The 14,259-nt window shown below is 69.3% G+C and carries 15 protein-coding genes; 6 read left to right on the top strand and 9 right to left on the bottom strand.

Going from position 1 to position 14,259, the window contains the following annotated elements:
* Positions 1 to 3: 3 nt before the first annotated feature.
* The gene (gene miaB / locus KV100_RS02860; protein ID WP_220341390.1) at positions 4 to 1,494 is read right to left on the bottom strand and encodes a tRNA (N6-isopentenyl adenosine(37)-C2)-methylthiotransferase MiaB; all 1,491 of its coding nucleotides are present in this window, start codon (positions 1,492 to 1,494) and stop codon (positions 4 to 6) included.
* A gap of 127 nt (positions 1,495 to 1,621) precedes the next feature.
* On the opposite strand from miaB, the gene KV100_RS02855 reads away from it, so the two are divergent.
* The 5 genes from KV100_RS02855 to KV100_RS02835 all read left to right on the top strand — a co-directional run bounded on the left by KV100_RS02855 (position 1,622) and on the right by KV100_RS02835 (position 5,332).
* A complete protein-coding gene (locus KV100_RS02855; protein WP_220341389.1) occupies positions 1,622 to 1,786 on the top strand; it encodes a hypothetical protein in 165 nt (54 codons plus the stop codon).
* Between the two features lie 188 nt (positions 1,787 to 1,974).
* The gene (locus KV100_RS02850) at positions 1,975 to 2,703 is read left to right on the top strand and encodes an amino acid ABC transporter ATP-binding protein (protein WP_220342474.1); all 729 of its coding nucleotides are present in this window, start codon (positions 1,975 to 1,977) and stop codon (positions 2,701 to 2,703) included.
* A 97-nt stretch (positions 2,704 to 2,800) separates the two neighbouring features.
* Positions 2,801 to 3,706, top strand: a complete 906-nt coding sequence (locus KV100_RS02845; protein ID WP_220341388.1) for a glutamate ABC transporter substrate-binding protein — start codon at positions 2,801 to 2,803, stop codon at positions 3,704 to 3,706.
* Between the two features lie 76 nt (positions 3,707 to 3,782).
* Positions 3,783 to 4,436, top strand: coding sequence for an amino acid ABC transporter permease (locus tag KV100_RS02840; RefSeq protein ID WP_220341387.1), 654 nt, complete (start codon positions 3,783 to 3,785; stop codon positions 4,434 to 4,436).
* Positions 4,433 to 5,332, top strand: coding sequence for an amino acid ABC transporter permease (locus tag KV100_RS02835; protein WP_220341386.1), 900 nt, complete (start codon positions 4,433 to 4,435; stop codon positions 5,330 to 5,332). The genes KV100_RS02840 and KV100_RS02835 overlap by 4 nt, the downstream gene beginning before the upstream one ends.
* Positions 5,333 to 5,336: 4 nt before the next feature.
* Here the strand turns inward: KV100_RS02835 and KV100_RS02830 are convergent, their stop codons facing one another.
* The 3 genes from KV100_RS02830 to KV100_RS02820 are packed head-to-tail and all read right to left on the bottom strand — an operon-like array spanning position 5,337 to position 6,677.
* Entirely contained in the window at positions 5,337 to 5,639 is a 303-nt protein-coding gene (locus KV100_RS02830; RefSeq protein ID WP_220341385.1) for a hypothetical protein, read from the bottom strand.
* Complete coding sequence (locus KV100_RS02825) at positions 5,636 to 6,094, bottom strand: hotdog fold domain-containing protein (protein ID WP_308289353.1); 459 nt, start codon at positions 6,092 to 6,094, stop codon at positions 5,636 to 5,638. The genes KV100_RS02830 and KV100_RS02825 overlap by 4 nt, the downstream gene beginning before the upstream one ends.
* A 10-nt stretch (positions 6,095 to 6,104) precedes the next feature.
* Entirely contained in the window at positions 6,105 to 6,677 is a 573-nt protein-coding gene (locus tag KV100_RS02820; RefSeq protein WP_220341384.1) for a GNAT family N-acetyltransferase, read from the bottom strand.
* Between the two features lie 36 nt (positions 6,678 to 6,713).
* Between KV100_RS02820 and KV100_RS02815 the strand changes: the two genes are divergently transcribed.
* A complete protein-coding gene (locus KV100_RS02815) occupies positions 6,714 to 8,123 on the top strand; it encodes a CapA family protein (protein WP_220341383.1) in 1,410 nt (469 codons plus the stop codon).
* Between the two features lie 7 nt (positions 8,124 to 8,130).
* Here KV100_RS02815 and KV100_RS02810 read toward each other — a convergent pair whose 3' ends face one another.
* From KV100_RS02810 to KV100_RS02790, 5 genes are all read right to left on the bottom strand, one after another.
* Positions 8,131 to 8,901, bottom strand: coding sequence for a M28 family metallopeptidase (locus KV100_RS02810; protein WP_220341382.1), 771 nt, complete (start codon positions 8,899 to 8,901; stop codon positions 8,131 to 8,133).
* Positions 8,902 to 9,205: 304 nt separating this feature from the next.
* Positions 9,206 to 9,787, bottom strand: coding sequence for a regulatory protein RecX (locus KV100_RS02805; RefSeq protein ID WP_220341381.1), 582 nt, complete (start codon positions 9,785 to 9,787; stop codon positions 9,206 to 9,208).
* A gap of 2 nt (positions 9,788 to 9,789) precedes the next feature.
* On the bottom strand, positions 9,790 to 10,926 hold the full coding sequence (gene recA / locus KV100_RS02800; protein ID WP_220341380.1) for a recombinase RecA: 1,137 nt from the start codon (positions 10,924 to 10,926) through the stop codon (positions 9,790 to 9,792).
* A 304-nt stretch (positions 10,927 to 11,230) separates the two neighbouring features.
* The gene (locus KV100_RS02795) at positions 11,231 to 13,486 is read right to left on the bottom strand and encodes a catalase (RefSeq protein WP_220341379.1); all 2,256 of its coding nucleotides are present in this window, start codon (positions 13,484 to 13,486) and stop codon (positions 11,231 to 11,233) included.
* 110 nt (positions 13,487 to 13,596) lie between these two features.
* A complete protein-coding gene (locus KV100_RS02790) occupies positions 13,597 to 14,244 on the bottom strand; it encodes a class I SAM-dependent methyltransferase (protein ID WP_220341378.1) in 648 nt (215 codons plus the stop codon).
* Positions 14,245 to 14,259: the final 15 nt, after the last annotated feature.

The raw sequence follows: 14,259 nt of genomic DNA, 5'->3' as shown, positions 1-14,259 counted from the left end.
GCGTCAGGAGGCGCAGGCGGGGCCGTCGGCGACCGGCAGGGGGGCGGGTGCGCCGATCGAGGGCATCCCGAGCCCGACGCCGACCGGTGTCGGCGTGTTGCGGGCCGCCCAGGCGTCGCCGGCGGGCGTGCGCCGCACCGCGAGCGGAGCACCGTCGGCCATCAGGTGGTGGGGAGCCGCGGTGGTGATCACCGTCGTGACCATGTCGCCCGGCCGCACGTCGACACCGTCCGGCCGCGCGAAGTGCACCAGCCGGTTGTCCCGAGCCCGACCCGTGAGCCGGCGAGTCGCCTCGTCCTTCTTGCCGCCCTTGCCGGCACTCGTGTCGGCGACGAGCAGCTCGACGGTCGACCCGACGAGCGCGGTGTTCTCCTGCCACGAGATGTCGTTGACGAGCGCCACCAGGCGGTCGTACCGGTCCTGGACGACCGCCTTCGGCAGCTGCTCGTCCATGGTCGCGGCCGGCGTGCCGGGCCGCGGGGAGTACTGGAAGGTGTACGCCGACGTGAACCGCGCCTGGCGCGCGACGTCCATGGTCTCGAGAAAGTCCTCCTCGGTCTCACCGGGGAAGCCGATGATGATGTCGGTCGTGATCGCGGCGTCCGGCATCGCGGCGCGCACGCGGTCGATGATGCCGAGGTAGCGGTCCTTGCGGTAGGAGCGGCGCATCGCCTTGAGGACACGGTCCGACCCGGACTGCAACGGCATGTGGAGCTGCGGCATCACGTTGTGCGTCTCGGCCATGGCTGCGATGACGTCGTCCGAGAAGGCGGCCGGGTGCGGCGAGGTGAACCGCACTCGCTCCAGGCCCTCGATCTCCCCGCAGGCCCGCAGCAGCTTGCCGAACGCGAGCTTGTCACCGAACTCGACGCCGTACGAGTTCACGTTCTGACCCAGGAGGGTCACCTCGACCACGCCGTCGGCGACGAGCGCCTCGATCTCGGCGAGGATCTCGCCGGGGCGGCGGTCCTTCTCCTTGCCGCGCAGGCTGGGGACGATGCAGAACGTGCAGGTGTTGTTGCAACCGACGCTGATCGAGACCCAGGCGGCGAACGCCGACTCGCGCTTGGTCGGGAGCGTCGACGGGAAGACCTCGAGCGACTCGAGGATCTCCACCTGGCTCTCCTCCCGCACTCGGGCGCGGTCGAGCAGCGCCGGCAGGGAGCCGATGTTGTGGGTGCCGAAGACGACGTCTACGTACGGCGCGCGCCGGGTGATCGTGTCGCGGTCCTTCTGGGCCAGGCAGCCGCCCACCGCGATCTGCATGCCAGGGTTCTCACGTTTGATGCTGGCGATGTGACCGAGCGAGCCGTACAGGCGGTTGTCGGCGTTCTCCCGGACGGCGCAGGTGTTGAACACGACCACGTCTGCGGGCTTGGCCGCACCCTCGGGTGCCGCGGCATATCCGGCGTCCTCGAGCAGCCCCGACAGGCGCTCGGAGTCGTGCACGTTCATCTGGCACCCGTAGGTGCGCACTTCGTACGTCTTCGTCATAGCCCTCCCAGAGTACGGGGGCGCGGCCCTGGCATCCCTCCAGGTTCACCCGTGTGGATCATCAGGGAGAACAACGATGACCATCACCTCGCCGGGCGTCGACCCTCACGGCACTCTAGATTGAGCCATGCGAAAACCGATCCAGGACCTGGCCGTCGGGGATGTACTGCTGAACGAGGACGGCACCCGCCACGGTGTCGTGACGGAGGTCGGCCCGGGCCGGTTCGTCATCATGCCGTTCGAGGAGCAGGAGTCCCGGACTCCTCTGGGCTTCACTGTCCGTGTTGAGTAGCGCGGAATCGTCCAGCTGAGGCGCCGGCAGCGCGGTCACGTTCTCACAACAACCTGCCGTCCCGAGTCACGCCGGTTTGGTGCATACCCGTACGGGCACCTACGTTGTCCCACATGTCCGATGACTCGTACGACTCGGTCACGCCTGCGCCGACGGGCTCGACCAGCTCGACCGCGACGGCCGCCCACATGGTCGCCATGGACGACGTTCAGAAGTGGTTCGGGGACCTCCACGTCCTCAAGGACATCAATCTCCGCGTGAAGCCGGGCGAGGTCGTCGTCGTCATCGGGCCGTCCGGCTCGGGCAAGTCCACGCTCTGCCGCGCGATCAACCGCCTCGAGCCCATCGACGAGGGCACGATCGCCATCGACGGCGAGGTGCTGCCCGCGGAGGGGCGCAAGCTCGCCCAGCTGCGCGCCGATGTCGGCATGGTCTTCCAGTCGTTCAACCTGTTCGCGCACAAGACCGTCCTCGAGAACGTGATGCTCGGACCGGTGAAGGTTCGCAAGAAGTCCAAGGGCGACGCCGAGAAGCGCGCCATGGAGCTCCTCACGCGTGTGGGCGTGGAGTCGCAGGCCAACAAGTACCCCGCCCAGCTATCCGGCGGCCAGCAGCAGCGCGTCGCGATCGCCCGCGCCCTGGCCATGGACCCCAAGGTCATGCTCTTCGACGAGCCGACCTCCGCGCTGGACCCCGAGATGATCAAGGAAGTCCTCGACACCATGGTCACGCTCGCCAAGGGCGGCATGACGATGATCGTCGTCACGCACGAGATGGGCTTCGCCCGGACGGCCGCCGACCGCGTCGTCTTCATGGCTGACGGGCAGATCCTCGAGGAGGAGACTCCCCAGGAGTTCTTCGACAACCCGCAGACGGACCGTGCCAAGGATTTCCTCGCCAAGATCCTCAAGCACTGACCCTCTCGTACTCCATCGTCAGAACCGAACGGCACGCTCCATCAGAACCGAAGGCGGAGCCGCATCCGCGGCGCTCGTGAAGTCAAAGGGAGATTCAATGAAGATCCGTAGGACCAAGTTCGCCGTCATCGCGGCGGCAGCAGCCCTCGCGCTCGCCGGCTGTGGCGACGCCGGCAACGACGACAGCGACAGCAGCGACGGCGACAACGGCGGCTTCAGCCCCGAGGTCGTCAAGGACGCGTCGTTCGACGACGGCACCCGCATGGCGGAGCTCGCCGAGGCCGGCACGGTCAAGATCGGCGTGAAGTTCGATCAGCCGGGCATCGGCTTCAAGGCTGCCGGTGCGGACGCGCCGGAGGGCTTCGACCCCAACATGGGCACCATCCTCGCGGCGAAGCTCGGCATCCCCGCCGACAAGATCGAGTGGGTCGAGACGATCTCCGACAACCGCGAGCCGTTCCTCCAGAACAGCACCGTCGACTTCGTGATCGCCTCGTACTCGATCACCGACGAGCGTCGCCAGGTCGTCGGCCAGGCCGGCCCGTACTACGTGACCGGCCAGCAGCTCCTCGTGCAGGAGTCCAACGACGACATCAAGGGTCCTGAGGACCTCAAGGGCAAGAAGGTCTGCTCGGTGACGGGTTCGACGTCGATCGCCACGGTCGAGGAGAAGTACGGCGCGACGCCGGCCGGATTCGACACCTACTCGCAGTGCGTCGACCAGCTCAAGACCGGCTCCGTCGACGCCGTCACGACCGACGGAGCGATCCTCGCCGGCTACGCCGCGCAGGATCCGGGCACGATGAAGGTTGTCGGCGAGCCGTTCTCCGAGGAGCGCTACGGCATCGGGTACAACAAGGACCAGGCCGGCATGTGCGAGTTCATCAACGAGACGCTCGAGGAGTCGTTCGACGACGGCGACTGGGAGGCGGCGTTCGACGACTCGCTGGGCAAGTCGGGCATCGACACGCCCGACAAGCCCGAGCTCGATCCCTGCTCCTGATCTGAAGCGACGGGGCTGGCTCCGGCCGGCCCCGTCGCGCTCGCTGCCCGACCTATGACCTCGTGAGGAGGTGCACGTGGACGCACTGACCGAGAACTGGGACCTGATCCTCTCCGGCTTCGGATGGACGCTCCGGCTGCTAGGAGCGAGTGCGGTGATCGCTCTCCTCGTCGGCACGATCATCGCGGTCTTCCGCGTGAGTCCCGTCCCGGTCCTGCGCAGCCTCGCAGCCGTCTACGTGACGCTCTTCCGGAACTCCCCGCTGCTCGTGCTCATGCTGATCACGTTCTTCGGCCTGCCGCAGATCGGGATCACCTTCAACAACGACATCTTCATCAAGACCGTCGTGACGATGGGTCTCTACACCGCGGCGTTCGTGGCCGAGAGCCTGCGCTCAGGCATCAACGGCATCCCGCTCGGGCAGGCGGAGGCCGCCCGCTCCCTCGGGTTCGGCTTCGGCCAGACGATGACGCAGGTCGTGCTCCCGCAGGCGTTCCGTAACGTCGTGCCGCCGCTGGCGAGCGTGCTGATCGCCCTCACCAAGAACACGTCGATCGCGATGGCCTTCGGCAGTCTCGAGCTGACCTTCCGGTCGAAGCAGCTGCTCAACGAGTACGCCACCGACCGCATCATCATCTTCATCGCGATCGCGGTCTGCTACATCGTCATCGTCGAGGCCATCTCCTTTGGCGCCGCGATGCTCGAGCGCCGCTGGAGGGCAGAGCGATGAGCACCGTCCTGTATGACAACCCCGGGCCTCGTTCCCGTCGAATCAACCGGATCGTCGGTCTCGTCACGACTCTCCTGCTGGTCGTCGGCCTCTTCTGGACGATCCGGCTCCTCAGCCAGAACGGTCAGCTCGAGGGCGACCTCTGGGAGCCATTCGTCACCCCGCGCTACATCGAGCTGCTGTGGGTCGCGCTCCTCGAGACATTGAAGGCTGCCGTCTTCGCCATCGCCGGCGCCGTCGTGTTCGGCGTGATCTTCGGTGTGGGCAAGCTCTCCGAGCACCGATGGATCCGCTGGCCGGCGTGGCTGGTGGTCGAGTTCTTCCGCGCCGTGCCGTTGCTCATGCTCATCATCTTCATCTGGACGCTCTACGGGCTGCAGCTCGACAAGTCGTTCCAGTCGTTGGTGATCGGACTGATCCTCTACAACGGCTCGGTCCTCGCCGAGGTCTTCCGTGCGGGCATCAACGCGCTGCCCAAGGGCCAGTCGGAAGCCGCGTACGCGCTCGGGATGCGGAAGTACCAGGTCATGACCTCGGTGCTCCTCCCCCAGGCGGTCAAGATCATGTTGCCGTCGATCATCAGCCAGTGCATCGTCGCGCTCAAGGACACGTCGCTGGGTTACACGATCCTGGCCCCCGGCCTGACCACGGAGATGAAGTCTTTCTGGCTGACCTTCCAGAACCAGCTGCCGGCCACGCTCGTGCTGCTGATGCTCTATCTGGTCGTCAACCTTTGCCTCGAGGTGCTGGCGCGCTGGGCCCAGAAGAAGTTCAGCGGGGGCCGCAAGCTCGACGTCACGGCAGTCGGTGTCCTCGGCGAGACCGAGGACGAGATCGCCGCGGGGCGTGTCCGCGCGACCCATGCCAACACCGGCTCGTCCCACGGCGGCCACTGAGCCGTCAGCGGACGTAGACGCTGCCGTCGAAGTTGAGCATCCCCGCGGACTCCAACCCGATCGTGGTCTCGCTGTTCTCGTCGTCGCCGGCGTGGGTCTCCACGTCGACGGCGGCGACCTCCGCGAGCGGGATCCCGTGGACCGCAGCCGTACGGATCCCGTTGCCCGACCGGTCGGTCAGCACGCCCTCCTCCAGGAACAGGTAGCCACCGCGCAGCCCGAGGATCCGGGCGTACTCGTGCAGCTCACGGCTGCCGTCGACCCGGCGTACGGACAGCGTGCTGAAGGCGTTGATCTGGCTCGTCATCGCGTCGGGGTGACCCAGAGGTGGATGGTGCCCTCGACGACGCGCGTGCCGTCGTCACGCGTGGCATGGACGGTCACGTCGACCTCAGGGGCCTTCGCCCAGTCCTCCGCGGTCGTCTCGGCGACGCAGACCAGGTCGGACGTCGACTTCGCCAGATAGGAGACGTCCATGCCCTTGGGCAGCCACCGATAGCCGTCGGGGACCGTGGCCTCGGCCAGCAGGCCCATCGCGGCCTCGAGGCCGTTGCAGACGGCGATCGCGTGGACCGTGCCGATGTGGTTCTTGACGGCCCACCGCTTCGGGAGCACGAGCTCCGCTCGGTGCGGCCTCATCTGGCGGATCCGTGGGCGGACGGTCCGGAAGTACGGGGCCTTCAGACTGAACGCCAGGTCGAACAGGCGGCCACCGAGAGGCAGGGTCGTCAGGCGCTCGTACATCGCGAGGGTCGAGTTCACGAGTGGCACCCTAGCAGGATTGGTTACTCGTCGGTAACAATCGGTGGACACCGTCGCGAGCGAGGCGGCAGACGATGTCGGCGTAGTCCTCCCCCGGCATCTGGATCCACTGACGCTGCTCGAATCCGAGCTTGCCGAGCACCCTGAGAGACGCGGCGTTGCGCGCATCCGGGCACGCGACGAACCACGGCGCATCGGGGTAGGCCGCCAGCAGGACGTCCGTCAGGTATGCCGCGACCATCCGCGTGCCCAGCCCGGCGCCGATCAGGTCCGGGCGCCCGATCAGGTAGTCGAACCCGACGGCCCCCGGCAGCTGCACCCGAACGGCCAGGTCGTCGTCGGAGGCGACCGGGAAGTCCTGGACATAGCCGACCGGCTCACCCTCGACCTCGACCACCCACATGCATGTCGGGTGCTCTCCGGCGAGCCGCTCGGCGTACCGTGCGCGCGCCTCATCGACGTCCTTCGGCGGATCACGGAACCACGCGAGCACGTGAGGGGCACTCCTCCAGCCGACCAGCATCGCCAGATCCGGCTCGCGCATGGCGCGGAAGGCGATCCCGCGTGATCCGGCGTCGGACATGGCCCTGAGGGTACGACGCCGCCGTACCCTCAGGACATGGGACGCACCGCGTCGACCCTCTCAGTGCTCCTGCTCGCCGTCGGGTGCACGACCGAACCTGCTCCGGAGCCGGCGCAGTCGCCGACTCGGGACCGACCGACGTCCGCCGCGCCCTCGCCCCGGGCCGAGACCGGTGCCGCGCCGGTCTTCGTCACCCATCACCACTCTCCCCTGCGCGTCCTCACTCACGAGGGCGCACTACGGCTCCTCAGCATCGGCCCGCCCTCCGAGCTCCGACTGGTCACCGACCGCTCCGACGTCCCGGCGGCCGACCGTCTCGCCGATGCTGCCGCCGTCGTCGCTGCGGTCCGCCTCGACCCGGATGCCGTCGGCTACGTCTCCGCGTCCGTCGTCGACGAGACGGTGCGCACGGTGCGTGTCGAGAGCAAGGACCCGATCCGGCACCCCGCGGCGTATCCGTTGACGACCCCGCAGGCCTCCCCCGCACCCGAGCCCGAGGTCGTCACCGTCGCGATCACGGGTGACATCATGCTCGGACGACGAGTGGGGTCCTTCCTCCGGCGGGCCGACGACCCCACGGCCGTGTTCCGACGGCTTGCAAGCCGCCTCGCGGGTGCCGACATCACGGTGGGGAACCTGGAGTCGACGTTGTCACGGCGTGGCTCGCCCACCCAGGGCGGTGACTCCTTCGGCGGCGATCCGTCGGTGCGACGAGGCCTACGGGCGGCGGGGTTCGACCTCGTCAGCCTCGCCAACAACCACCTCGGCGACTTCGGCGAGCGCGCCATGCTCGACACCTTCGCCCGACTGCGCTCCAGTGGTCTCCCGTACGTCGGCGCCGGTCGTGACCGCACGGAGGCGGAGCGCCCAGTGATCATCGAGCGGGGCGACACGTCAGTCGGGTTCCTCGCCGTCGACTCGATCGGCGAGACGCCCGCTGCCACCGCAACCAGCCCGGGCACGAGCCGACTGGACATGCCTCCCCGCACCGGACCGATGGACGAGCGACGACTGGCACGACTCGAGGCTCAGACCCGCTCGCTGACCGCGCGGGTCGACACGGTGGTCGTGCTGACCCACTGGGGCACTCAATACACCAACCTGCCGGAGCCGTCCCAGCGCCGCGTCGCGCGCGTGGTCGCTCAGGCGGGCGCCGACGTCGTGGTGGGCGGTCATCCGCACTGGCTCCAAGGACTCGAGCAGGTCGGTGACACGCTGGTGGTGCACTCGCTCGGCAACTTCGTGTTCGACATGGACGTCCAGCGGCGGACCCGCGAGGGCGCGGTCCTCGAGCTCGTGCTGTGGGACGGCGAGCTCAAGGGCATCGAGCTGGTGCCGTACGTGATCGACGACGACTTCACGCCGCGCCCGGTCCAGGGCGCGAGGGGGCAGACCGTCCTCAGGACCGCGTGGGAGACCAGCACCGGTCCCTACGCCCTGCCCTGACCTCTCCTCATCGCATCCAGCGCCAGACGATCGTCGCGACTCGGCGGAGCTGCCGATCGTCCACCACGCCCGAGCGGTCGTCGGCGGAGTGGTATCCGGCATACGGGATGCTTCCGAGCCGGGCGGCCGGGACATCGGCCTTCTCGTACGACCAGTGGTCGCTGGCGCGGTCCTCGCACGTGCTCGTCGGGATCCCGCCGGCCGCGGCGACCAGCGAGCGGACGACGCGACCGTTGCTCGTCCCGCCGTCGCAGACCGGCACCGTCCGACCCCGGACTCCCACGCGGTCGAGCGAGACCATGGCCCGCACTGCAGCGCGTTCGGGGCCGCTCATCGCGGCGACGCGGTGCCGAGACCCGAAGTGGTGCAGGCTGTCACCCGGACCGCGTGGCTCCTCGGCCCCGAAGGCGACGAGCCGCACGGGGAGCCTCGTACCGTACGCACTCGCCAAGCGGGCGAGCTCACGCACGACGGCCACGCCGGTCGCGTTGTCCTCGGCCCCCGGCGACACCGCGATGGTGTCGAGATGGGCGCCGACGACCAGGTGCGGCTGCGAGGCGTCGAAGCCCGGCGGATCGGCGATCACGTTGACGGAGTCGCCCGCACTCACCGGCGTCCCCCACGAGTCTCCAGCGGGTACGGCGAACGATTCCTCCGTCACGGTGTAGCCAAGCCGCCGCATCTCCCCGCCGAACCAGCCTGCTGCCTGGCGGAAGGCCGCAGTGGTGGCTTCGCGCGGGCCGACCCGGACGGCGAGATGCCGGATGGCCGCCCGCATCGCCGATCCGTCGGCCGTCGGCGCGTCCGGCTTCGGCGGCTCTCCCGGGGACGGGGCGTCCGTGCCCGGCTCACCCGGGCCACCGGGCGAGCCGGTATCCCTCGGGGCTACTCCCGGAGGCTTCGCCGGCGACGAGCTCCCCGCTGACGGACCGCTCGAGGTCGCAGGCGCGGGGCCTGGCGAGGACGGTTCGTCGTCGGCCTCCCTCGCACTGCACGCGGCGAGGAGCAGGACCAGCGATACACCGACGACGGCAGTGCGCACCGCTCCATGCTGACACGTCGGCGGGTGGCCGTCCGACGTGTCAGGGGCCGTCCTGCCAGCCCTCGGCCTCCATCGAGTCGTCGGCCGCGCCGACCTCCTCACGGACGATCCGGTAGGCGATGCCGGGGCCATAGCCTTTGCGGCCGAGCGCACCGACAAGTCGTCGCACCTTGACCTGCTCGTCGAGATTGCGCATGGAGCGGAGTTTTTTGCGGACGACGGCACGGGCGGCGTCCTCCTCCGACTCCGGGTCGAGGGTGTCGATCGTGTCGCGCACGATCTCGTCGTCGATCCCCTTGCGCCGGAGCTCGAGCGCCAACGCCCGTCCCGCGAGGCCACGCGACTGCTGCCGGGAGCGCACCCACAGCTGGGCGAACTCCTCGTCGTCGACGAGCCCGACCTGCTCGAACCGGTCGAGCATCCTCTCGGCGATCTCGTCAGGAACGTTGCGCCGCACGAGCTGCGCGGCCAGCTCCGCTCGGGATCGCGGACGTTCAGCCAACCGGTCCAGGAGGATCTTGCGTGCCACGGCCTCGTGGTCGGGCTCCGGACCGAGGTCCCGGTCGGCGTCCGGCTCGGGATCCCGGCGGCCCCAGGATCCCGAGCGCTGCGTGCGCGCCATGCTCAGAAGTCGACCGCAGCCTTGCCGGCCTTGGCTGACTTGCCCGCAGCACCTGCACGCGTCCCCGCGGCCGCACCGGCGACCACGGCGTCAGCGGCCACGGCGTCGGTCGGCTCGTCCACCGTGGCTCCGATGCCGAGGTGCTCCATGATCCGCTTCTCGAGCTCGTTGGCGAGGTCGGGGTTGTCACGCAAGAAGCTGCGCGCGTTTTCCTTGCCCTGGCCGAGCTGGTCGCCCTCGTACGTGTACCAAGCGCCGGCCTTGCGGACGAAGCCTGCATCGACGCCGACGTCGAGGAGGCTGCCCTCTCGGCTGATGCCCTGGCCGTACATGATGTCGAACTCGGCCTGCTTGAACGGCGGGGCCATCTTGTTCTTGACGACCTTGCAGCGGGTGCGGTTGCCGACCATGTCGGTGCCGTCCTTGAGCGTCTCGATCCGTCGCACGTCGAGACGGACCGAGGCGTAGAACTTGAGCGCCTTGCCGCCCGTCGTGGTCTCGGGCGAGCCGAACATGACGCCGATCTTCTCGCGGAGCTGGTTGATGAAGATCGCGGTCGTGCCGGCACCATGGAGCGCGCCGGTCAGCTTGCGCAGCGCCTGGCTCATCAGTCGAGCCTGCAGACCGACGTGGCTGTCACCCATCTCGCCCTCGATCTCGGCGCGTGGCACCAGAGCGGCGACGGAGTCGATGACGATGATGTCGAGCGCACCGGAACGGATCAGCATGTCGGCGATCTCGAGCGCCTGCTCTCCGGAGTCCGGCTGGGACACGAGGAGGGCGTCGGTGTCGACACCGAGGGCCTTGGCGTAGTCGGGATCGAGCGCGTGCTCCGCGTCGATGAACGCCGCGATGCCACCGGCGCGTTGTGCGTTGGCCACCGCGTGGAGGGCGACGGTCGTCTTGCCGGAGGACTCTGGGCCGTAGATCTCGACGATCCGGCCGCGCGGGAGCCCGCCGATGCCGAGGGCGATGTCCAACGAGGTCGCCCCGGTGGGGATGACCTCGATCGGGATCTTGCCACGCTCGCCGAGGCGCATCACCGATCCCTTGCCGTGCGAACGCTCGATCTGGGCCATTGCCGTGTCGAGTGCCTTGTCGCGGTCCTTCGGTGCTCCCTTGCCCGGGTCAGCAGCCATCAGCGTGGTCCCTTGTCTCTCGTATCCGCCGGTCATCTACGACGTTAGGGGCCGGCACCGACACTTCGTGCGTCTCGCACGTGTGCTGTGGAATCCGGGCCTGCTCGTCGACCTGGGGACGACTCTAGTCCGAACACGTGTTCGATGCGACTACCGACACGCCGAGTGTCGCGTGTCGACCGCGCTGGGGATGTCTTCGCCACCGAGCCGCACCCTCCGGCACCGACACGTCGGCCCCCGTCCGTGAGTTGCTGAGCAGCACGGCTCAGCGTCACGGCCGGGGGCCGACGTCGGTTCAGACAGGTCAGACGGAGACGGCGAACCGCTCCCACACCCGGTGCATAGCCATGTCCTCCTGGACCTGGCCGAGCACCTCGGCGCCGCTCTCACCCCGGACGATGCCCGGTCCGCCGACGTAGCCGGCGGCGTCGAGCACGGCCGTACCGGCGCCCCAGGCACCGATGACCTTCGCGTGCCGGAAGCACTCTTCGACCAGCAGCACGACGCGCGGATCGATGGTGACCGTGTCGGCCGCGCCCGCCTTCTCGTCGCGGTTCGGCAGGGCGTCCGGGGCCGGCACCGGGGCTCCGGCGACCAGGACGGCGTCGAACTCCACGGACCGAGCGGTCGCGAACGTACGCTGCACGGCGATGCCGTCACCGATCATCCCGCCGTGCGGCGCGATCACCAGCGGCACCATGCCGGCCGTGAAGATCGCCGTACGAACCTCCTCGACACCGGAGAGGTCACCCTGGGGATCGACCACGATGCCGACCATCCGGCCGTCGGCCGGCCACGGCTCGCCCACCTGCGACAGCGCAGGACTCGTGACGGGCTCGATCAGCTCGACCGTCGGCGACGGCGCCGGCAGCCCGAGGCCGGTCGCGACCTCCTGGCAGAGCACCGGGTCGATGTTGGCCAGGCACTGCAGCTGGCGTTCCTTGATCGCCTGCTCGTAGCACTTGCCGAGCTCGAAGGTGTAGGCACGGATGATGTGCTCCTGCTCCACCGGCGTCATGCTCTTCCAGAACAGCCGCACCTGGCTGTAGTGGTCGTCGTACGACGCGGGCTGGGCGCGCACCTTGGTGCCCTCGGCCACCCGCACCGCGAGGTGCTCGAACGAGCCCTCGACGTCGGCACCCGCGTGGAACGGACACCCGCCGTCGAGCGAGTTCGGCTTGTACGGCGCCACGCCCGCGTGCACCGCGTGCTGGTGGAAGCCGTCGCGGAACATGTCGTTGACCTCGGTGTGCGGCCGGTTGACGGGGAGCTGGTTGAAGTTCGGCCCACCGAGCCGAGTCAGCTGCGTGTCGACGTACGAGAACAGCCGCGCCTGCACCAGCGGGTCGTCGGTCGCGTCGATGCCGGGCACCAGGTGGCCGACGTGGAACGCGACCTGCTCGGTCTCGGCGAAGAAGTTGGTCGGGTTCGCGGTCAGCACCATCAGGCCGACCGGCTGCACCGGCGCCAGCTCCTCGGGCACGATCTTGGTCGGATCGAGGAGGTCGATCCCCTCGAAGACCTGCTCGGGGTTGTCCGGGAAGACCTGCAGGCCCAGCTCCCAGGCGGGATACGCCCCGGCCTCGATCGCGTCATAGAGGTCACGGCGGTGGAAGTCGGGGTCGATGCCACCGATCATCTGCGCCTCTTCCCACGTCAGCGAGTGCACGCCGAGACGCGGCTTCCAGTGGAACTTCACCAGCGAGGTCTCCCCCGCCGCGTTCTCCACGCGGAAGGTGTGGATCCCGAAGCCCTCCATCATCCGGTAGGAGCGCGGGATGCCACGGTCGGACATGTTCCACATGGTGTGGTGCTGCGCCTCGGTGTGCAGCGAGACGAAGTCCCAGAAGGTGTCGTGGGCGCTCTGCGCCTGGGGGATCTCCCGGTCGGGGTGCGGCTTGCCGGCGTGGATGACGTCGGGGAACTTGATGCCGTCCTGGATGAAGAACACCGGGATGTTGTTGCCGACGAGGTCGAAGTTGCCCTCGTCGGTGTAGAACTTGGTCGCGAAGCCTCGCGTGTCACGGACCGTGTCCGCCGAGCCGCGCGAGCCGAGCACGGTCGAGAAGCGTACGAACGTGGGTGTCTCGACGCCCTCGCGCAGGAACCCTGCCTTGCACACCGCGTCGGCGGTGCCGTAGCCCACGAACACGCCGTGCGCGCCGGCACCGCGGGCGTGCACCACGCGCTCGGGGATGCGCTCGTGGTCGAAGTGCGTGATCTTCTCCCGCAGGTGGTGATCCTGGAGCAGCGTCGGGCCCCGCTCCCCTGCCTTGAGGGAGTGGTCGGTGTCACGAAGGCGGACACCGGTCGACGTCGTCAGGTAGGTCTCCTGCTGCGACCGGGCGGTCACGGGTGCGCCGGTCTCCACGCCGGTGGCGGTGCGGGTCGCCGGGGCGCTCTGGTCGGCCTTGGGCGGCAACGGTGGCCTCGGCTCTGTGGGCTCAGCGAGACTGGCGGGCTCCGGCCCCGGTGCTCCGGGGATCGCGGGGTCGGTGCTTCCGGCGACGCCGTGCGCGATCCGGTCGAACGTTTCCTTGGCCAGCTGCTTGAGATCCATGTGACTCCTCGGTGGTCGATAGCCGCGTCGCGGCCTTGTCCCCACTATCTCCCGCGGCGATCGCCGTCGCAGGTGGCCAGCTTGACCAGCAGCAGCGGGACGGCGGCCGCTCACTCCTCGACCGCGAACTCCGCGACTCGCCGGCCCCCGTGCAGGCGCAGACCGCACCACACCAGACCCGCCCTGCGCGCCACGGCGCCGATCCCGTCGACCCCGACCCGCGCCCAGGCGAACGGGGCGCTCTCGCGGCCACCCGCACGAAGACGGACGTGGTGGCTCCGGACTCCGACCCCGGGTGACTCGACCTCGGCCAGCACGCTGCCCCCGGCTCCGACCAGCTCGCTCACGCGCCGAAGCAGCCGGACGGGGTCCCCGCCGATGCCGATGTTGCCGTCGGCCAGCAGGGCGTGCCGCCATCTCCCTGCCGCGGGGACGCTGCCGAACACGTCCCCGCGCACCGCAGCCGCCCCACGCCCGCGTGCCTGGCGAACCGCCTCCGCGGAGATGTCGAGACCCAGCGCGTGCACCCCGCGTCCGGTGAGCGCCCCGGCGAGCCGGCCGGGCCCGCAGCCCACGTCGAGGGTCGGCCCGTCACACCGGTCGACGAACAGCTGCCGGTCGGACTCGGTCGCCTCACCCCGCCACCGAGCGACCGGGAGCGAGAGGACCGTCCCACGAGCGGTGACCATCTCGACCGCCGCCCCGCGGAAGGCGGCGTCCACGACCGCCCCCGACGACATCGGCGGCCGTACCGTCACTGGGCGCTCCTCGGA

Source organism: Mumia sp. zg.B21, assembly GCF_019550855.1.
Classification (GTDB): domain Bacteria; phylum Actinomycetota; class Actinomycetes; order Propionibacteriales; family Nocardioidaceae; genus Mumia.
This window is presented reverse-complemented; position numbering and strand designations above follow the sequence as displayed.